This is a genomic window from Aromatoleum evansii (genome assembly GCF_012910805.1).
Lineage (GTDB): Bacteria > Pseudomonadota > Gammaproteobacteria > Burkholderiales > Rhodocyclaceae > Aromatoleum > Aromatoleum evansii.
This window is the reverse complement of record NZ_WTVK01000003.1, coordinates 53,190-71,744: the sequence shown is the minus strand read 5'-3', so window position 1 is coordinate 71,744 and position 18,555 is coordinate 53,190. Positions and strand designations below refer to the sequence as shown.

Genomic DNA, 18,555 nt, shown 5'->3' with positions numbered 1-18,555 from the left:
TGCCGGCAACGCCGGCTGCGGCTCCGCAGGCCGACCGCGTCAGCGGCGGATGTCGAGGTGCACGACCAGGTTCGCCTCGTGTGCGCGCCAGCGCAGCGGGATCGCGAAGGGAACACCCGTGGCGCGCGGGACCGACGGCGGAAGCGTGCGCAGGCGGGCCGACGGCGGCGAGATCGCCAGTTCCTCGCCGAAGTGGCGGCGTGCGCGGCCCGACATCATGTTGGCGATCTCGCCGACCACATCGAGGCAGCGGTCCACCGAATGCTCGCGTTCGCCGATCGCCTGCAATACCTGCGACAGCATGCCGTGGGGCGCCGAAAAGGTGATGCTGCCGCGAAAGCCGCCGGACACGTCGATCACCCCGTTGAAATCGCTCCACAAGGGGGCGGAGCTGCCATCGAGCAGGTAGGCGGTGCGCACGACGGCCGATTCGTGCGTCATGTTGAGGAAGAAGGCCGAGATGGCTTCGGAAAAGACCTCGATGTCTTCGTGGTTCAACGCGCGGAAATTCAACTCATCAGCTCCAGCAGGGCGACAACCAGTTGTTCTTCGGAAAAGGGCTTGTGCAGGAAGCCGTGTGCCCCCTTGCTGACGGCGCGCAGCGCCGTGGCCTTGTCGCTCAGGGCGGACACCACCATGATGCGAGCGCCCGGCAGGACCTCGGCGAGCCGTTCGATGCAGGCCTCTCCGTCCATGTTGGGCATCGTGAGGTCCATCGTGATGAAGTCGGGCTTCCTCGACAGCGCGATGGCCAGCGCCTGTTCGCCGTCGCCGGCGAGGCCCACCAGGTCGATCGGCGGCAGGCGCTCGTCGAGCATCTGCCGTGCGATCAGATTGCGGATGACCATCGAGTCGTCGACGATCAGTAGCCTTGCCTTCATGCGGGACTCCATTGCAGGGTGAAGCGCGTGTAGGCGCGCGGAGTGGACGCGAGCCTCAGCCGGGCGCCGGTCTCGCGTGCCAGCGCCCCGACGACATCGAGGCCCATGCCGCGGCCGGCGTGTTCGCTGACGGACGCCGCAGTGGAGACGCCCGGGGCGAAGAGCGTTGCGACCACGTCGCGGTCGCTCATCGCGGCGACCTCGGCGGCCGGCCGGTGCCCGTCTTCGGTCAGTCGGCGGCGCAGGGCATGCACGTCGATGCCGCGCCCGTCGTCGGTCACGCTGAGCTCCAGGCCCCCGTCCGCCGAGCGCGCCAGTTCGATGCGCAGGCGGCCTTCCTCCTGCTTGCCCGCGTCCCGCCGCTCCGCCACCGCCTCGATGCCATGCACGACCGCGTTGCGGACCAGCTGGGGCAGGCCTTCGCGCAACAGGCGATGGACCGCCTCGGGAATCGCGCCGACCTGCGGGAGCGAGGTTTCGATGCGCACCTTCTTGTCGAGGTCGGATGCAACCGCCAGCGCGAGCCGCTGGATGCGCTGCATCGTCTGGAGGACTGCGTCATCTCCCGGATGGGTCGCGCCGGCCTGTGCGCGGGCGTCGGCTGCAGGCTGCGCGAAGGCCGCGAGGCGCGAGATCACCGCGTCGATCTTCGCCAGCTCCTGCATCAGGTGGCCGATCCCGGTGGCAACCGGGATGAGGTCGTCGCCGGTCAGCGTCCTGCGATGGCGCAGCGCGCCCAGCTCGTCCTCGAAGCGGTGGGCCTGCGCCGCGACCGCGCCGATCGCGAGCGCCGCCGCCTCTCCCTTGATCGAATGCACCTCGCGGAACACCTTTGTCACCGTCGTCAGGTAGGCGCGCGCGTCCGGGGTGACGTCGCGCAGGGCCGCGTTCAGTCCGTCGAGCTTCGCCCGCGCGTCGTCGAGGAAGCGACGCACGTCCGCCGGATCCTTGTCCAGCACGTCGAGCAGCAGGGCCACCTCGCTGCGGGCACGTTCCTCGGCGTCCGCGAGTTCGCGTTCCAGCCTGACTTCCTGGCTCACGTCGGCCACCGCGACCAGCATCCCCGTGATGCCGCTCCGCGCGCCGTCGCGCACGGGCTGGAACGTGAAGCTGAGATATTTCGCGCGCGAGCCACCGGCTTGTCCGAGCTGCACCCGCTGCAGCGGATTGAGGTCGGCCAGCAGCGCCGGCTTCACCCGTTCGTTGAGCAGCAGCCCGATGTACTGCCGGGCGGAGTCCATCGTTTCCGGCGTCACCAGTGCCGCCAGGGTCACGAGAAAATTGTCGCCCGGCGCCAGCGGGTGGGGAAACACCCGGGCGAGGTGTTCCGAACGCTGCGTCCCGATCGTGCCGTTGCGGTCGATCAGGAACAGGCCTTCGCGCACCGTGCGCAGGATGTCCGTCGTCTCGCGCCGCGCCTGCTCCGCTTCCCGGTCGCTGCGGCTCAGGCGGCGCGCAACGTGCACCACGACGAAGGCGAACATCAGCAGCGCGACGGTGATCGCGCCGGACTGCAGCACCCGCATCGAGCGCGCACGATCCGCCGCGAGGCGTTCCTGTTCGCGCGTCAGGTCGTCGGCGAGCTGCAGCAGGCGGACGTTGCGCGTGTTGCTCAGCGTGGCCGCGGCCTCGACTGCGGCCTGCTCGGGCGTGGCCGAGGCCAGCAGCATGATCGCCGCATCCCGCAACGGCTGCCACTGTCGGTCGAGCTTGTTCGCCAGCTCGAGCGCTGGGCCGTCCTGCGATTCCGCCGCAAAGGCCTGCACTTCGGCGAGCGCCAGGTCGAAGGCCAGGTATGCCTCCGAGATCTGCGCCTGGCTGGTCTGTATCGGGTCGCCCGCAGCGGATTCATGCGATAGTGTCAGCACCGCCTTGGCGAGCTGCTGCGAGTAGCCGCGCAACTTGCCGCCTGCGTTGATGCCCCTGGCGTCGCGCTCGACGTTCTGCAGCAGGACGTAGTTGAGCGTATAGACCCCGACGCTCACGAAAAAGAAAGCAGCAACGGCAATGACGAGCACGCGGTATTTGCCGGGCAGGAAGGATTGCAGCGAGGGCATCCGGGGCGACCGTGGGAGTGGGGCGGAGGTCGCGGAGGCTACAGTTCGGTTGTTACATTTTCGTGTCGGGACGCTACAAGTCCCGCGCCGCGCGGGAATCGAAAATAATTCCTTTCGGGTGTGAAATATTTTATGGCCGGGCAGTCAGGTTTATGGTTGATGCATTCCTGAATATCCCGGTAATATCCGCTTACAAGTTCCATCGCCGATTGCGACAGCCTCCTGCCGCAATCGGCATACGGCGAAAGTTCAGATGTCCACAAATCCGTCCTGGAAGCAGTTTACCGTCGAGCGCCTGGCGCGTGAAATCGGCGTATTGGGCGAAATCATCGTCGATGATGTCCTTTTCGATCTGGGCTTCGAGGATGGCGAGCTGCCCCCGCGCCAGCTGATGACCTTCCTCGCCCGGTTGCAGCGCGAGCTCCCCGAGACCGTCGATCGCGACGGGATCATCAAGGAACTCGTCGCCGGACTCCTCTCAACTCCAAATTCCTGACCGTCATGACCATCCGAAACAAGCTGATCCTCGGTTTCTCCGTGCTGCTCGCGTTCATCTTCGTTCAGGGCGCAGCAACCTTCTTCTACGGTTCGCGCACCCAAGACCTCGTGGATACGGCGGTGAACAGGAACTTCATCGCCGCGACCGAGATCACCGACCTCCTCGCGTCGGCGCAACAGCTGCGGCGCCAGGAGAAGGAATACCTGATCTACGTAGGCAACGTCGACGGGCGCAATGCCGTGCTCGAAGACTGGAACGCCACGCATGCGCGCATCCTCGGCCAGCTCGAAGCGATGGTCGCCAACAGCAAGGGCATCTACCTTCCCGCCGACAGCACCGCATTCGCGCAGTGGAAGGGCGCGCTCGACGGTTACCAGAAGGAATTCGCACGCATCGTCGAAGGTTTCAGCTATGACGTGTCGATGCTTGACGAAGGCGATACGGCTGGCGGTTCGCAGACCTACAACAAGGCTGTGCGCGCCAACGAGGAGCTGCGCCCGGTGGTCGATCGCTTCAACAGCGTCCTGATCGAAGGAGCCACGAAGCTGGCGCGCACCCGAGCCGAAGAGTCGGCCCATGCCTACCAGCGCATCCGCAGCAACTTCAATGTCGTCGATTATGTGAACATCGGCTTCGCCGTGGCCGGCCTGCTGCTTGCGGGCGGCCTTCTCGCGACGATCCCGGGGTCGATCACCCGTCCGCTCGAGTCGCTGATCGAATCGGCCGACAAGATGAGTCTGGGCGACCTGGGCAAGAAATTCGAGGCTGGCGGCGTCAAGGACTTCGAGCGGCTTGCCGCTTCGCTCGAGCGCATGCGCGTGACGATGGAAGCGATGATCGTCCGGCTCAAGGCGCGCTCCCGCTGACAACCGACACCTCGCTGCACATTACCGCATCATCCGGCAACTCTTGAGACAAGGAACTCCCATGCGTATCGCTCTCCGCCCGCTGCTCCTCGCCCTGGCCCTCGGAACCGCCCTGGCGCTGCCTGCCCACGCGCAGCAGCAGTCGGCGTCGGGTGCCGTCGCCACCAAGACGACCACACGCACCGCCGCCGCCAAGCCCGCTACGGGCGACCTCGCTGCCGGGGATTACGTGATCGACGTCGCCCACTCGCACGTCTATTTCTTCATCTCGCACCTCGGCGTCAGCCGTTTCATGGGGCGTTTCGACGACATCAAGGGCACTTTCGTGATCGGGCAGAAACCGGCCGAAAGCGCCGTCAGCGCCACGGTGCCGGTGGCCAGCGTCAACACCAAGCACCAGAAGCTGGAAGACCACCTGAAGAGCCCCGACTTCTTCGACGTGGCGCAATTTCCGACCATGAGCTTCGAGTCGACGCGGGTGAACTGGAACAACCGTGGCGAGGGTGTCCTGTCGGGCAACCTCACGATCCACGGCGTCACCAAACCGGTCGATTTCAACCTGAAGCTGACGGGCGCAGGGAAGGGGCCGCGCGGCGACACCCGTGCCGGATTCGAAGGTACGACGACGATCAAGCGCAGCGATTTCGGCATGACCTATGGCCTGCCGCGCGTGGTCGGCGATACCGTCGAGATCGCGCTGTCGATCGAAGGCATCCGCCAGTAAGCGTCGGCTGCCGGTGCGGCCCGGGAGGCCGCATGGATTGCATTCGGTATCACGTTCGGCCCTGCCATCCCGCAGGGCCGAATTCTTTTGCGGGCCACGGCCGTGGTCCCGCGGCAGTAACGCTCAGTACTGGGTATTCAACTCGTCGACAACGAGCTGCTTGAGTTGCTCGTAGCCGAAGCTGGGCATCGGGCGGCCGTTGACGAAAAACTCCGGGGTCTTCGTCACGTTGAGCGTGCGCGCGTCGGCCAGATCCTGCCGGACGATCGCGTCGATCGCCGGGGAGGCCATGTCGGCCTTCAGTCTTTCGATGTCGAGGCCCACGCCGTTGATGAAGTTCCACACCATGTCGGGCTGCGGGTTGTGGTGCGAGGCCCAGTTGGGCTGGGCGGCAAACAGCGCCTCGAGCGTCTCCCAGAACTTGCCCTGGAGCTTCGCCGCTGCCAGCAGCTTCACGACCTGCTCCGAACCGTCGTGGAACGGCGCGTAGCGCACGCTCACGCGGATGCGTCCGGGCGCCGCGGCCATCAGCTGCTTCACATAGGGGTAGAAGTCGCGGCAGGTCTCGCAGGCCGGATCAAGGAATTCGACGATGTGCACGCGCGCTTCGGCTTCACCCAGCGTCGGCGAGTGCTCGCGCACGAGGATTGCGCGGTTCTGTTCGGCGACCTCGTCGCGGCGGGTGCCTTTCTCCGAATCATGTACGAGCGTGGCGGTGGCGAAGACCGCGACCATCAGGGCGGCGGCGATCCCGAAAATGTACTTCTGGTTCATCTGGACATCCTGCGTTGGGCGAAAAGGAGAAAACCGGCGATCAGCGTGAAGGAGATCAGCGACAGCATCGGAATGGTCAGGAAGCCGAACCATTCGATCTGGATCTCCTTGCACGAGACGCCGCGCGAGCAGGGCTGAATGCGCTCGGGAATCACGCCCGCGACGAGCAGCACGTGGAACAGGGCGACCAGCCAGCCGGCGAGCGTCAGCGGCAGCGCGTAGCGGAGCACGCCACGATCGAGGGGGAACATCCCCGCGGGCAGGATCAGCACGAGCGGGAACATGGCGATCCGCTGCCACCAGCACAGCACGCAAGGCGGCAGCTCCATGACCTCGCCGAGGAAGAGTGCGCCGAGCATGGAGGAGGCGGCCACCAGCCACGCCCCGAACAGCGGCGTCCAGCCCGCCGGGGACGATGCGACGGAATCAGCTTTCATACGAGATCAGGACGACGTCGGCGGCCTGTTCGCGTAGCGGAATCAGTGCCTGATAGACGGGCGAGTTGAACCAGCCGTTGAGCGCATCGATGTCGGGGAAACGCAGCACCACGGTATCGGTGTGCGCATGCTCGCCGCCCAGCACGGTCACGCGTTTGCCGCGCAGCACCAGCTCTCCGCCCCAGCCCTCCAGCGTGCCGGGGACGCGCGAGCGGTACTGGTCCCATTTGGCGGGATCCTTGATCGTGATGTGGCCGATGACATAGGCCGGGGCTTTCTGTTTCATCAGGTGTCCTGGTGGCAGAGGAACGAGGGGCCGCCGCGCGGCAAGGCTGCGCCGGACCGGAAGGTCGCGGCAGGAAGGCGCGGATTATATCCGAGTCATAGCGACGTCATTGGTTCCGCGTCCGTGACCGGCATGGCGTCTCGTTCGGTGCGGTGCAATCGATCCAGGTACGTGCGCGGGTGCGGGGACGGCATATCGCGTTGCGGCGGTGCAAGATGGGTTGTATAGGTGATGAGGTTATATGGAAATAAGGTTTTATGCGTTGTCATACATCCTGGCATGGGCTATCGTCGGAGCCTTCTCCTCACATCGCCCGCTATCGGATTCAGCATGAAGAAACTGACCAGCCTGTTGCTCGCAGCCGGATTCGCCTTCGCCACCGGCGCGTCCGCCCAGTCCAATCTGCTCAACGTCTCTTACGACGTGGCGCGTGACGTCTACAAGGATTACAACCCGCTGTTCCAGAAGCACTGGAAGGAGAAGACGGGCGAGACCGTCGAACTGCGCCAGTCGCACGGCGGTTCGTCGAAGCAGGCGCGCGCAGTGGCCGACGGCCTCGAGGCCGACGTGGTGACGATGAACCAGGCCACCGACGTCGATTTCCTCGCCGAGAAGGGGCTGGTCGCCAAGGATTATCCGAAGAAGTTCCCCGACAACGCCTCGCCCTACACCTCGACGATGGTGTTCATCGTGCGCAAGGGCAATCCGAAGGCGATCAAGGACTGGAACGACATCGCCAAGCCCGGCACCCAGCTGATCATCCCGCACCCCAAGAACACCGGCAACGGCCGCTATTCCTATCTCGCGGCATGGGGCTACGCGCTCAAGCAGCCTGGCGGCAACGACAAGGCAGCGGCCGAATTCGTCGGCGCGATGCTCAAGAACGCGCCGCTGTTCGCGTCGGGCGGCCGCGATGCGACGACCACCTTCATGCAGCGCAAGATCGGCGACGTGCTCGTCACCTTCGAGTCGGAGGCGGAGCTGATCGCGAAGGAGTTCGGACGCGGCGAGTTCGAAGTCGTCTACCCGAGCCTGTCCATCCTGGCCGAGTTCCCCGTTGCGATCGTCGAGAAGGTCGTCGACAAGAAGGGTACGCGCAAGCAGGCGCAGGCCTACCTCGAGTACCTGTGGTCGAAGGAGGGCCAGGAGAACGCCGCGGCGAATTACCTGCGCCCGCGTGACGCCGAAGTGCTGAAGAAGCATGCGGCGCAATTCCCTGCGATCAAGACCTTCACCGTGGATGAGGTGTTCGGCGGCTGGAGCAAGGCGGCGCCCGCGCACTTCAAGGACGGCGGCAGCTTCGACCAGATCTACGTTCAGAAGTAAAATCCCGGGCCTTTCATGCGCAGCGGCCCCATCGCGGGCCGCTGCGCTTTTCGATTCCCACGACTGACGGTTAGATTCTCGACATGTTTCCCACTCCCGCCAAACGGGATGGCGTCCTGCCCGGCTTCCGCCTGGGGCTGGGCTACACGCTGACCTACCTCACCCTGCTGGTGCTGATACCGCTCGGCGGCATGATCCTCATGACCGGCAAACTGAGCTGGAACAACTTCTGGGAGATCGCCACCGCGGAGCGTGCGCTGGCGTCCTACCGGGTCACCTTCGGCGCGTCGCTGTTCGCGGCGACGGTGAATGCCGTGTTCGGCCTGATCGTCGCCTGGGTGCTGGTGCGCTATCCGTTTCCGGGCAAGCGCTTCGTCGACGCCCTGGTCGATCTGCCGTTCGCGCTGCCGACGGCGGTCGCCGGCATCACGCTCGCGACCCTGTACGCGGAGAACGGCTGGGTCGGGCAATTCCTCGCCAAGTTCGGCATCAAGGTCGCCTTCACGCCGCTGGGCATCGTCGTCGCGCTGATCTTCGTGACCCTGCCTTTCGTCGTCCGCACGCTGCAGCCGGTGATCGAGGACATCGAGGCAGAGGTCGAGGAGGCCGCGGCCTCGCTGGGCGCCACGCGCTGGCAGACCTTCGTGCGGGTACTGCTGCCGGGCATCTTCCCGGCCTGGCTCACCGGCTTCACGCTCGCGTTTTCGCGCGCGATCGGCGAGTTCGGCTCGGTGATCTTCATCGCCGGCAACATGCCGCTGATCTCCGAGATCACGCCCTTGCTGATCATCTCCAAGCTCGAGCAGTACGACCTGCTGGGCGCGACGGCGCTTGCGGTGGTGATGCTGGTGATCTCCTTCGTGATGCTGCTCGTGATCAACCTGCTGCAATGGTGGGCGGCCAACCGGCACGCCAAGGGCAGCGATGCCGAGCCGGCCGAGGCGCTCGCACCCGCCGCACTGGTGGAGGCCCGTCCATGACCGTTCGCCGTGCCACCGCCGAGCCGCGCTGGGTCCGCCTGCTGCTGACGGGTGTCGCCCTCGGCTTCCTCTTCCTGTTCCTCGTGCTGCCGCTGATCGCGGTGTTCTGGGAGGCCTTCGCGCAGGGTGCGCAGACCTACTGGGAGGCGCTGAAGGATTCCGAAGCCCGTTCCGCGATGCTGTTGACGCTGACCATCGCCGCGGTCGTGCTGCCTTTCAACATCGCGTTCGGCGTCGCAGCGGCGTGGGCGATCGCGAAATTCGAGTTCCGGGGCAAGAGCCTGCTCACGACCCTGATCGACCTGCCGTTCGCGGTGTCGCCCGTCGTCGCCGGCCTGATCTTCATCATCCTGTTCGGCGCCCAGGGTTTCTTCGGCTCCTGGCTCGCCGCGAACGACATCAAGATCATCTTCGCGCTGCCCGGCATGGTGCTCGCGACGCTGTTCGTGACCTTCCCCTTCGTCGCGCGCGAGCTGATCCCGCTGATGCAGGCGCAGGGGCGTGACGAGGAAGAGGCGGCGATCTCGCTCGGCGCCTCCGGCTGGCAGATGTTCTGGCGCGTGACGGTGCCGAACATCAAGTGGGGCCTGATGTACGGCGTGATCCTCGCCAACGCCCGGGCGATGGGCGAGTTCGGCGCGGTGAGCGTCGTCTCCGGCCACATCCGCGGGGAGACCAACACGCTGCCGCTGCATGTCGAGATCCTCTACAACGAATACAACCAGATCGGCGCCTTCGCCGCGGCCACCGTTCTCGCCTTCCTGGGCCTGGTGACCCTGGTCGCGAAGACCGTCGTCGAGTGGCGCATGCGCAAGGAAACCGAAATGCTGACCGCCGATCTGCCGCCCGAAAAAACCGAACTGCCGCCGACCGTGGCCACGGAACGCCCATGAGCATCGAAATTCGCAACATCAGCAAGCGCTTCGGCAACTTCGTCGCGCTCGACGATCTCTCCCTCGACATCCCGACCGGCGAGTTGGTCGCGCTGCTGGGGCCTTCGGGCTGCGGCAAGACGACGCTGCTGCGCATCATCGCGGGCATGGAGACGCCGGATGCCGGCTCGGTGCTGTTCGGCGGCCAGGAGGCGACCCACGTGCATGCGCGCGAGCGCCAGGTCGGCTTCGTCTTCCAGCATTACGCGCTGTTCCGCCACATGTCGGTGTTCGAGAACGTCGCCTTCGGGCTGCGCGTGCGCCCGCGCAAGGAGCGCCCGAGCGAGGCCGAGATCCGCGAGCGCGTGATGGGGCTGCTGAAGCTCGTGCAGCTCGACTGGCTCGCGCAGCGCTACCCCTCGCAGCTTTCGGGGGGCCAGCGCCAGCGCATCGCGCTGGCCCGCGCGCTGGCGGTCGAGCCCAAGGTGCTGCTGCTGGACGAGCCCTTTGGGGCGCTGGACACCAAGGTGCGCAAGGAACTGCGTCGCTGGCTGCGCCGCCTGCATGACGAGATGCACATCTCCTCGGTGTTCGTGACGCACGACCAGGAAGAGGCACTCGAAGTCGCCGACCGCGTCGTCGTGATGAACCGCGGCCATATCGAGCAGATCGGCTCGCCCGACGAGGTCTACTCCAGCCCCGCGTCACCCTTCGTCTATCAGTTCCTGGGCAACGTGAACGTCTTCCACAGCCGCCTGCATGGAAGCTGGGCGGAGGTCGAGCGGGAAGGGGAGGCCCCCACGGCGGGGTCGATCGCCTTCGTGCGCCCGCACGACATCGAACTCGACGTGGCGCCGCTGGCCGGCGGCATGACGGCGGGAGTGCGCCATGTGCATCGGATCGGGCCGCTGGTGCGCGTCGAACTCGAGCACGACGGCGAGACGATCGAGGTCGAGCTCACGCGCGAACGCGCGGCGAGCCTGGAGCTCCCGGTCGGCAAGACGGTGTGGATCAAGCCGCGGCAGGCCAAGGTGTTCGCGGCGGAAGCAACGGCGCCGGCGGGAAAGCAGCCCTTCCTGTTCTGATCTCCGACCGGGGCCGTTATTAACCCGGCAACCAAATACCGTTCGGGCTGAGCCTGTCGAAGCCCTGCTGAACCCCGCCCTTCGACAAGCTCAGGGCGAACGGGGGTGGTCTATTCGGTTGCCGCGTTAATAGCTTGTCGGCCCTTGCGCGATGGCAACGATGTAGACCGCATACAGCGCGAGCAGTATGACGCCCCTGCGGCGGCTGATGAAGCCGTCGCGGGGCGGCCAGGTGACGGCAAGCGCGATCAGGCCGCAGACGAGGGCGACGGCGACTTCGCGCCAGTCGGTTTCGATCGGGTGGATGATGGCCGCGACCGCGACGATGAGCAGTCCGTTGAAGATGTTGCTGCCGAGTATCGTGCCCAGGCTCACCTCGTCGTGGCCGCGCAGCTTCGCGATGACGGTGGTGGCGAGTTCCGGGGTGGACGTGCCGATGGCGACGAGGGTCGCGCCGATGATGAACTCGTCGATGCCGTAGGTCGTCGCGATCCCCTTCGCGGAAATGACGATGATATTCCCTGAGAGGACCAGGAATCCCAGCCCGACGACGGCGGACGCGATTGCCGCACCGGCGCGTGGGGCGCCCATCACGGCCTCGGCCGCGCTGCGCTGACGGCGAGCCTCGATCACGGCGGCACTTAGCCAGGCAAGGAAAAGGGCCAGCAGCAGCAGGCCGTCGACGCGCGACAGCACGCCGTCGAGGAACAGCACGCCGGTGATCACGGGCACGAGCAGTGCGACGGGAAAATCGCGCCTGAGGCTGTCGCGCGGACTCTGGATGCCGGCGATCACCAACGCCAGCGCGAGGATCAGCGCGACATTGACGACGTTGCTGCCCAGCGCGTCGCCGAGCGCGATCTGTGGGGTTCCGTCGAGTGCGGAATTCACCGATACCGACAGCTCCGGGCTGGAGGTCGCGAATGCCGCGACCGTGGCGCCGATGATGCCCGGCGAGATGCGCGCCCAGTGGGCGAGGCCGACGGTGCCGCGCACGAAGAGTTCGCCGCCGATGCCGGCGGCCACGACGCCGGCGAGGAGCCCCAGATAGTCGTTCATCGAAACGGTACCCCGGTCATGGATACGAAGATACCGGAATTTGCCGCTCCGTATTTGAATGCCGGCCTAATATTCGGCGAGAACAAAATGCGGATTCCAGACCACTTCCCACAGATGGCCGTCCGGGTCCGCAAAATAGCCGGCATAGCCGCCCCAGAAGGTGTCTCCCGCCGGTTTCACCGTGCGTGCGCCGGCCAGCCGGGCCTGCTCCATCACCGCATCGACTTCCTCCCTTGTCGCGACGTTGTGCCCGAGCGAACACTGCGTCGAGGAGGGGCCTCCAACCGCCAGTCCCGCATCGTGCGCGAGGCTGCTCCTTGGCCAGAGGGCCAGCTTGACGCCGTGCTGCAGGTCGAAGAACGCGACGGCGCCATGTTCGAACTCGGTGCCGATGATGCCTTCCGTCGGAAGGCCAAGGCCGTCGCGGTAGAAGCGCAGGGCGCGCTCAAGGTCGTCCACGGCGAGGGTCAATACTGTGAGTCTGGGTTTCATGCTTTCCTCCTGGCGCTTGGGCGCGTTACCGGGACACAAGGCTTAGCGTGTGGCGCCCTTGTCTCGGATCAGTTGGGCAACGCGTGTCCCTTCCGGCGTGTCGAGCCGGTTTGCCAGCGCGAGCGCGGTTTCGCCCTTGCGCGTGGTCGCGAAGATGTCCGCCCCGCGTTCGGCCAGCAGCTCGGCGATGTCGAGGACCCCGCCCGACAGGGAAAGGAGGAAGGGCGTGTTGCCCAGCGGATCGCGCACGTTCACCTGGGCTCCGCGGAGGATGAGTGCTTCGGCGATGGTCCGGTAGCCCTGGGTCGGCTTGCCGCAGGCGACGAGGAGCGGTGTGAGCCCGAGGTGGTCGCGGGCGTTCACGTCCGCGCCGGCGTTCACGAGGATGCTGGCGATCACGGTGAAGCCGCGCTTCAATGCGAAGAGCAGCGGCGGTGTGCCGTCCACGTCGATGCCGTGGAAGGGGAATCGGGCGCGCACGAAGAGGTCGATGAGTTCGCGATCGCCGGCGCGCAAGGCGGCAAGGAACGCCTCCCGGTCGACCGTGACACCGCGCTCGGCAAGTTCCCGGACCGCATGTTCGCGGCGCTCGGCCTGGCGGAAGGTCTCCAGTTCGCGGAATTCGCGCAGCGTGATGATGTCGGCGAGCACCAGGGGCGGGAAGCCCTGCCGTCCGCCGCGCTTGTCGATCAGCAGATCACTGAAGTAATCGTGGATCTCGGGCGTGTCCCACAGGAACTCGATGCGCGTGAGGATGCGGTCGAATTTTTCTTCGAGATGGACCGGATACCTGTCGCCAAGACTCTCGAAGAGGGGGTGTTTCATGGGGGAGCGTCCCGTCGCCGGTTGTTCGCGATTTGCGGACGACGTGCGAGCTCGGGGAGCCTGTGCATCGCTGACGTCGTGCTGCGAGGTGTGCGAGAATGGTTTGCATTCTCGCACACCTGCGGAGGAGCGGTATGCGGACGATGGCCGGCGCACGAACCTTCCTGGGGCGGTAGGCCCGCAGCGCGTCCCGCCGATCCGGTCAAGCCGAATGCAGTTGAGCGCCGCATGCCGGGATACGATTCGGCCGCTCCCGCCCTGGGGGGCCATGTCGCGCGGGTTGCGCTACCTGACGGGGCCGCCTCCGGTGTCCGAATGCTTGCGTAACGCCGCCGACCGTGCGTTCAACGTCCCTTGAGTTTCATGACTCCGAGCGCATCCATGACGATCTTCTCGTAGATCGGTTCGGATTTGCCCTTGCGCACCTTGTACATGAAGTACTTTTCGAACGCGACCTTGGCCAGATGCACCCACTTTCCTTCGGAGACCCAGTTGACGTTGCGCGGCGGGATCTGCGGCAGGGCGATGAATGCCGCGCCCGAACTGCCGAAGTCCGCGAGGCAGACGGCATTCCATGTCGCCTTTTCGCCCGGTTCGTGGCCGTCGAGGGCGGCGCGGATGTTCTTCGCGGTCGCGGTGACCATCGACTCGATCATGAAGCCGGTCTTCGGCGTTCCGATCGGTACCGGGGTCGGCTCGACGGGCGGGATCGCGACGCACACGCCGATCGCGTACACGTTCGGATAGGCCGGGTTGCGCTGGTAGGCGTCGATCGGCACGAAACCGCGCGGGTTGCTCAGGCCCTCGACGCCGAAGACGGCGTCGACGCCCTTGAAGGCGGGCAGCATCATCGAGTAACGGAACGGCAGCTCGTGTTCCTTCTTCGGCTTGCCTTCGTCGTCGTGCTCGGTCACGAACATCTTGCCCTCTTCGACGCGCGTCACCTTGGCGTTGCAGATCCACTTGATGTGCCGCTCGCGGAACATCGATTCGAGCATGCCCTTGGAGTCGCCGACGCCGCCTAGCCCGAGGTGGCCGATGTAGGGCTCGGAGGTCACGAAGGTCATCGGCACGCGGTCGCGCAGCTTGCGCTTGCGCAGGTCGGTTTCCATGATGAAGGCGAACTCGTAGGCTGGCCCGAAACAGGAGGCGCCCTGGACGGCGCCGACGACGATGGGGCCGGGGTCGGCGATGAAGTCCGACCAGACGCCCGCCGCCGCCGTGGCGTGGTCGACATGGCAGATCGACTGCGTATGGCCGTCGGGGCCGAGTCCCGGGATTTCCTCAAAGGCGAGGCGCGGTCCGGTCGCGATCACGAGATAGTCGTAATCGACGAAACTGCCATCGGCGAGTTCGACCTGATTTCGTCCGGGATGCACGCGGGCGGCAGCCTGCTGGATGAAGCGGATCTTGCGCGCGGCGAGCAAGGGAGCAATTTCGAGTTCGATTTCGCCACGCTTGCGCCAGTTCACTGCGACCCATGGATTGGAGGGCACGAAGTGGAAGGTCGCCGTGTTCGCGATCACCGTCACCTCGTCCCCGGGGCGCGCGAGCTGTTTCATCTCATAGGCCATCGGCATGCCACCGATGCCTGCCCCGATGATTACGATGTGAGCCATTGTCTCCTCCGTTTGTCGATTGCGGGTGCCCGGTGACCGGGTCTGTCGGCGGCGGAGGGAGCCAGCGATTGCGCTTTCCCTCCGACTGCATCGGCGCGCCCGAAGGGCGCGGCGTGCACGAACCGATAGTAACATTAGAATAGTCTAATGTTTTAATCGGTGACGTGGGTTACAAAGCGAAGAGGGGGCAGGAGACGATACGGCTTTCGGCTCGGCCTCGAGCGCGGCGGGCGTGCGTCAGCGTCGAAATCGCGGTTCCCCGCCCCGGCTGTTGGGCCGCGCGAGTGCAGGGCCGGGGCGCGATACCGTGCGGATCAGGCCCTCACGGCGTCCAGCAGCTCCCGGACGCCTTGAACGCGCTGCTTGAGGTTCGGCAGGCTGGCCTTGCGGATCAGGCGGTCGGGGCCGGACATCTTGGTGTTGCGGTCCTTCTGGATCAGCATGATGACCTTGACCGGGTCGATCGGCGGGTTGGGGCCGAACTGGACGCTGATCTGTGCTTCGCTGGCGTCGAGCTTGGCCACGCCATAGGGCTTCACGAGCAGGCGTAGGCGGTGCGATTCGATCAACGCCTGCGTTTGCGCCGGCAGTTCGCCGAAGCGGTCGATCAGCTCTTCCTGCAGGCTGCGCAGCTCGTCGTCCGCTTCGCAGTTCGCGAGACGCTTGTACAGCGTCAGGCGCTCCTGCACGTCGGGGCAGTAGTCGTTGGGCAGCAGGGCCGGCGTATGCAGGTTGATTTCTGACACCACTTCCAGCGGCTGGCTCAGGTCCGGTTCCTTGCCCGCCTGCAGGTCGCGCACCGCGCGCTTGAGCATCTCGGTGTACAGGCTGAAGCCGACCTGCTGGATCTCGCCGGACTGGTTTTCACCGAGCACCTCGCCTGCGCCGCGGATCTCCAGGTCGTGCATCGCGAGGTAGAAGCCGGAGCCCAGCTCCTCCATCATCGTGATCGCTTCCAGTCGCTTCTGCGCCTGCGCCGTCGGCTTGGCGTGGGCGTCGGTCAGCAGGTAGGCGTAGGCCTGGTGGTGGCTGCGCCCGACGCGGCCGCGCAGCTGGTGCAACTGGGCGAGGCCGAAGCGGTCGGCGCGGTTGATGATGATGGTGTTGGCGGTGGGGATGTTGATGCCGGTCTCGATGATGGTCGTGCACAGCAGCAGGTTGGCGCGCTGGGACGTGAAGTCGCGCATCACGCGTTCGAGCTCGCGTTCGGGCAGCTGGCCGTGGCCGACGACGATGCGCGCCTCGGGCAAGAGCTCGGCGAGGTCGTTGCGCACGTTCTCGATCGTCTCGACCTCGTTGTGCAGGAAGTACACCTGGCCGCCGCGCTTGAATTCGCGCAGCACCGCCTCGCGCACGATGCCCTTGCTGTGGCGCTGCACGAAGGTCTTGATCGCGAGGCGCTTCTGCGGCGCGGTGGCGATGACCGAGAACTCGCGCAGGCCTTCGAGCGCGAGGCCCAGCGTGCGCGGGATCGGCGTCGCGGTCAGCGTCAGGATGTCGATCTCGCTGCGCAGCGCCTTGAGCGCCTCCTTCTGGCGCACGCCGAAGCGGTGCTCCTCGTCGATGATGACGAGGCCGAGTCGCTTGAACTGCACGTCCTTTTGCAGCAGGCGGTGGGTGCCGATGATGATGTCGACCTTGCCTTCCGCGAGTTGCTTCAGGGCTTCGGCCTGTTCCTTGGCGCTCTTGAAGCGCGACAGCTCGGCGATGCGGATCGGGAAGTCGGCGAAGCGGTCGGAGAAGGTCTGGTAGTGCTGTTCGGCCAGTAGCGTGGTCGGCGTCAGCACGACGACCTGCTTGCCGTCGGCGACCGCGATGAAGGCCGCGCGCAGGGCGACTTCGGTCTTGCCGAAGCCGACGTCGCCGCACACGAGGCGGTCCATCGGGCGGCCGGATTTCATGTCGGCGATGACGGCGTCGATCGCGCCCTGCTGGTCGGGCGTGGTCTCGAAGCCGAAGCCCTCGGCGAAGGCGTCGAGGTCGTGCTGCTTGAAGTCGAAGCGGTGGCCGGGGCGGGCGGCGCGCTGCGCGTACAGGGCCAGCAACTCGGCGGCGGTGTCGCGCACCTGCATCGCGGCTTTGCGCTTGGCCTTGTCCCACTGGCCGGAGCCGAGGCGGTGCAGCTCGACGGCCTCCGGGTCGGCACCGGCGTAGCGCGAGATCACATGCAGCTGGGCGACGGGCACGTAGAGCTTGTCGCCGTTGGCGTACTCGAGGTCGAGGAACTCGGTCTGCCCCTCGCCGAGGTCCATGTGAATCAGGCCGAGATAGCGGCCGATGCCGTGCGATTCATGCACGACCGGGTCGCCGGGCTTGAGCTCGGAGAGATCGCGCAGCCAGCCTTCCATCGTCGCGGCCTTGCGCGTGTCGCGGCGGGCGCGGGTGCGCGTCGTTGCGGCGTACAGCTCGGACTCGGTGACGATCGCGATCTTCGCTTCGGGCAGCAGGAAGCCGGTCGCGAGCGGGCCGACCCCCAGGGCTAGCGGCTCGGTCGAGGTGAGGAAGCCGGCGCAGTCCGCACTTGCCGCCGGTTTCAGGCCGTATTCGGCGAAGAACTCGGAGATCGTCTCGCGGCGGCCCGGGGCGTCGGCCAGCACCAGCACCCGTCCGCCGGCCATGGCCCAGTCGCTTTCGAGGAAGGCCTTGAGGCGATGCAGCGGATCGGTCGCCTTGCGCTCGACCGATAGATCGGGAAGCGCCGATGCGGCAGCAGTTGCCGCGTCGGCATCCGGCGCGGCGATGTGGATGCGCGGTCGATCCTTCAGTGCTGCGTAGAACGATTCCTGGCCGAGGAACAGCGCGTCCGGCGGCAGCACCGGGCGCGTACGGTCGCCCTTGAGGAAATCGTGGCGCGAGCGCGTGTCGCGCCAGAACTCCTCGATCGCCGCCGGAACGTCGCGATGGAGGACCACCGCGGCGTCGGCCGGCAGGTAGTCGAACAGCGTCGCCGTGTCGTCGAAGAACAGCGGCAGGTAGTACTCGATGCCGGCCGGCGCGATGCCGTTCGACACGTCCTTGTACAGCGACACGCGCGAGGGGTCGCCCTCGAAGGTCTCGCGGAAGCGGCTGCGGAAATGCGTGCGTCCCTTCTCGTCCATCGGGAATTCGCGCGCGGGCAGCATGCGGATTTCCGGCACCGGATAGACCGTGCGCTGCGTGTCCGGATCGAAGGTCTTGATGCTCTCGACCTCGTCGTCGAAGAGGTCGATGCGGAAGGGCAGCACCGCGCCCATCGGGTAGAGGTCAACCAGACCGCCGCGCACCGAGAACTCGCCCGGGCTCACGACCTGCGTGACGTGGGTGTAGCCGGCCACCGCCATCTGGTTGCGCAGCTGGTCGACGTCCAGTTTCGCGCCCTGCTTCAGGAAGAAGGTATAGGCCGCGAGGAATGCGGGCGGCGCCATGCGATACAGCGCCGTCGAGGCCGGCACGAGGACGATGTCGGCCTCGCCGCGGCTCACCGCGTACAGCGTCGACAGGCGCTCGGAGATGAGGTCCTGGTGCGGCGAGAAGCTCTCGTAAGGCAGGGTTTCCCAGTCGGGCAGCAGATGGGTGCTCAGTCCCGGCGCAATCCAGGCGATCTCGTCCTGCAGGCGCTGGGCATCGAGCGGATTGGCCGTGACCAGCAGCAGGCAGCGCCCGCGGGAGGCGAGCTGCGCGATCGCGACCGCATCGGCGGAGCCCGCGAGGGCGGGGAGGTCGAGGCGTGCGCCGGGTTTCGGAAAGGCGAGTGAGGCGAGCTGCGGAATCAGGGCGTCGAGCGGTCGGGACAT

The 18,555-nt window shown here is 66.2% G+C and carries 18 protein-coding genes; 7 read left to right on the top strand and 11 right to left on the bottom strand.

What is annotated here, in order from left to right; genetic code table 11:
* Positions 1-39 precede the first annotated feature (39 nt).
* Genes GO615_RS02230 through GO615_RS02220 form a run of 3 tightly spaced genes read right to left on the bottom strand, consistent with a single transcriptional unit; the run spans position 40 to position 2,938 of the window.
* A complete protein-coding gene (locus GO615_RS02230) occupies positions 40-513 on the bottom strand; it encodes a chemotaxis protein CheX (protein WP_169125417.1) in 474 nt (157 codons plus the stop codon).
* Positions 510-881: a response regulator transcription factor gene (locus tag GO615_RS02225; protein WP_169125416.1), complete on the bottom strand. Its 372-nt coding sequence runs from the start codon at positions 879-881 to the stop codon at positions 510-512. Before GO615_RS02225 ends, GO615_RS02230 begins: the two co-directional genes overlap by 4 nt.
* The gene (locus tag GO615_RS02220; RefSeq protein ID WP_169125415.1) at positions 878-2,938 is read right to left on the bottom strand and encodes an ATP-binding protein; all 2,061 of its coding nucleotides are present in this window, start codon (positions 2,936-2,938) and stop codon (positions 878-880) included. Before GO615_RS02220 ends, GO615_RS02225 begins: the two co-directional genes overlap by 4 nt.
* Positions 2,939-3,191: 253 nt before the next feature.
* Here GO615_RS02220 and GO615_RS02215 point away from each other — a divergent pair, with 253 nt between their 5' ends.
* The 3 genes from GO615_RS02215 (at position 3,192) to GO615_RS02205 (ending at position 5,027) form a co-directional block, all read left to right on the top strand.
* Complete coding sequence (locus GO615_RS02215) at positions 3,192-3,434, top strand: DUF8082 domain-containing protein (RefSeq protein ID WP_169125414.1); 243 nt, start codon at positions 3,192-3,194, stop codon at positions 3,432-3,434.
* A gap of 5 nt (positions 3,435-3,439) precedes the next feature.
* Positions 3,440-4,303 carry an MCP four helix bundle domain-containing protein gene (locus tag GO615_RS02210; protein ID WP_169125413.1) on the top strand — a complete coding sequence of 288 codons (864 nt, stop codon included), beginning with the start codon at positions 3,440-3,442 and terminating at the stop codon, positions 4,301-4,303.
* Between the two features lie 61 nt (positions 4,304-4,364).
* Positions 4,365-5,027 carry a YceI family protein gene (locus tag GO615_RS02205; RefSeq protein WP_169125412.1) on the top strand — a complete coding sequence of 221 codons (663 nt, stop codon included), beginning with the start codon at positions 4,365-4,367 and terminating at the stop codon, positions 5,025-5,027.
* A gap of 123 nt (positions 5,028-5,150) precedes the next feature.
* On the opposite strand, the gene GO615_RS02200 is transcribed toward GO615_RS02205, so the two are convergent.
* Genes GO615_RS02200 through GO615_RS02190 form a run of 3 tightly spaced genes read right to left on the bottom strand, consistent with a single transcriptional unit; the run spans position 5,151 to position 6,524 of the window.
* Positions 5,151-5,801, bottom strand: coding sequence for a DsbA family protein (locus GO615_RS02200; protein ID WP_169125411.1), 651 nt, complete (start codon positions 5,799-5,801; stop codon positions 5,151-5,153).
* Entirely contained in the window at positions 5,798-6,238 is a 441-nt protein-coding gene (locus tag GO615_RS02195) for a disulfide bond formation protein B (RefSeq protein WP_169125410.1), read from the bottom strand. The genes GO615_RS02200 and GO615_RS02195 overlap by 4 nt, the downstream gene beginning before the upstream one ends.
* Positions 6,228-6,524, bottom strand: a complete 297-nt coding sequence (locus GO615_RS02190; RefSeq protein ID WP_169125409.1) for a DUF1330 domain-containing protein — start codon at positions 6,522-6,524, stop codon at positions 6,228-6,230. The genes GO615_RS02195 and GO615_RS02190 overlap by 11 nt, the downstream gene beginning before the upstream one ends.
* A 330-nt stretch (positions 6,525-6,854) precedes the next feature.
* Here GO615_RS02190 and GO615_RS02185 point away from each other — a divergent pair, with 330 nt between their 5' ends.
* From GO615_RS02185 to GO615_RS02170, 4 genes are all read left to right on the top strand, one after another.
* Positions 6,855-7,850, top strand: coding sequence for a sulfate ABC transporter substrate-binding protein (locus tag GO615_RS02185; RefSeq protein ID WP_169125408.1), 996 nt, complete (start codon positions 6,855-6,857; stop codon positions 7,848-7,850).
* 83 nt (positions 7,851-7,933) lie between these two features.
* On the top strand, positions 7,934-8,830 hold the full coding sequence (gene cysT, locus GO615_RS02180; RefSeq protein ID WP_169125407.1) for a sulfate ABC transporter permease subunit CysT: 897 nt from the start codon (positions 7,934-7,936) through the stop codon (positions 8,828-8,830).
* Complete coding sequence (cysW, locus tag GO615_RS02175) at positions 8,827-9,723, top strand: sulfate ABC transporter permease subunit CysW (protein WP_169125406.1); 897 nt, start codon at positions 8,827-8,829, stop codon at positions 9,721-9,723. Before cysT ends, cysW begins: the two co-directional genes overlap by 4 nt.
* The gene (locus GO615_RS02170) at positions 9,720-10,787 is read left to right on the top strand and encodes a sulfate/molybdate ABC transporter ATP-binding protein (protein WP_169125405.1); all 1,068 of its coding nucleotides are present in this window, start codon (positions 9,720-9,722) and stop codon (positions 10,785-10,787) included. Before cysW ends, GO615_RS02170 begins: the two co-directional genes overlap by 4 nt.
* A gap of 126 nt (positions 10,788-10,913) precedes the next feature.
* On the opposite strand, the gene GO615_RS02165 is transcribed toward GO615_RS02170, so the two are convergent.
* The 5 genes from GO615_RS02165 to mfd form a co-directional block, all read right to left on the bottom strand.
* A complete protein-coding gene (locus GO615_RS02165) occupies positions 10,914-11,846 on the bottom strand; it encodes a calcium/sodium antiporter (protein WP_169125404.1) in 933 nt (310 codons plus the stop codon).
* A 66-nt stretch (positions 11,847-11,912) separates the two neighbouring features.
* Positions 11,913-12,338 (bottom strand): VOC family protein, encoded by a 426-nt coding sequence (locus tag GO615_RS02160; RefSeq protein WP_169125403.1) that lies wholly within the window; start codon positions 12,336-12,338, stop codon positions 11,913-11,915.
* A 42-nt stretch (positions 12,339-12,380) separates the two neighbouring features.
* Positions 12,381-13,163, bottom strand: a complete 783-nt coding sequence (locus tag GO615_RS02155) for an ankyrin repeat domain-containing protein (protein WP_169125402.1) — start codon at positions 13,161-13,163, stop codon at positions 12,381-12,383.
* Between the two features lie 344 nt (positions 13,164-13,507).
* A complete protein-coding gene (locus GO615_RS02150; protein WP_169125401.1) occupies positions 13,508-14,782 on the bottom strand; it encodes an NAD(P)/FAD-dependent oxidoreductase in 1,275 nt (424 codons plus the stop codon).
* Positions 14,783-15,096: 314 nt separating this feature from the next.
* Complete coding sequence (gene mfd / locus GO615_RS02145; RefSeq protein ID WP_169125400.1) at positions 15,097-18,555, bottom strand: transcription-repair coupling factor; 3,459 nt, start codon at positions 18,553-18,555, stop codon at positions 15,097-15,099.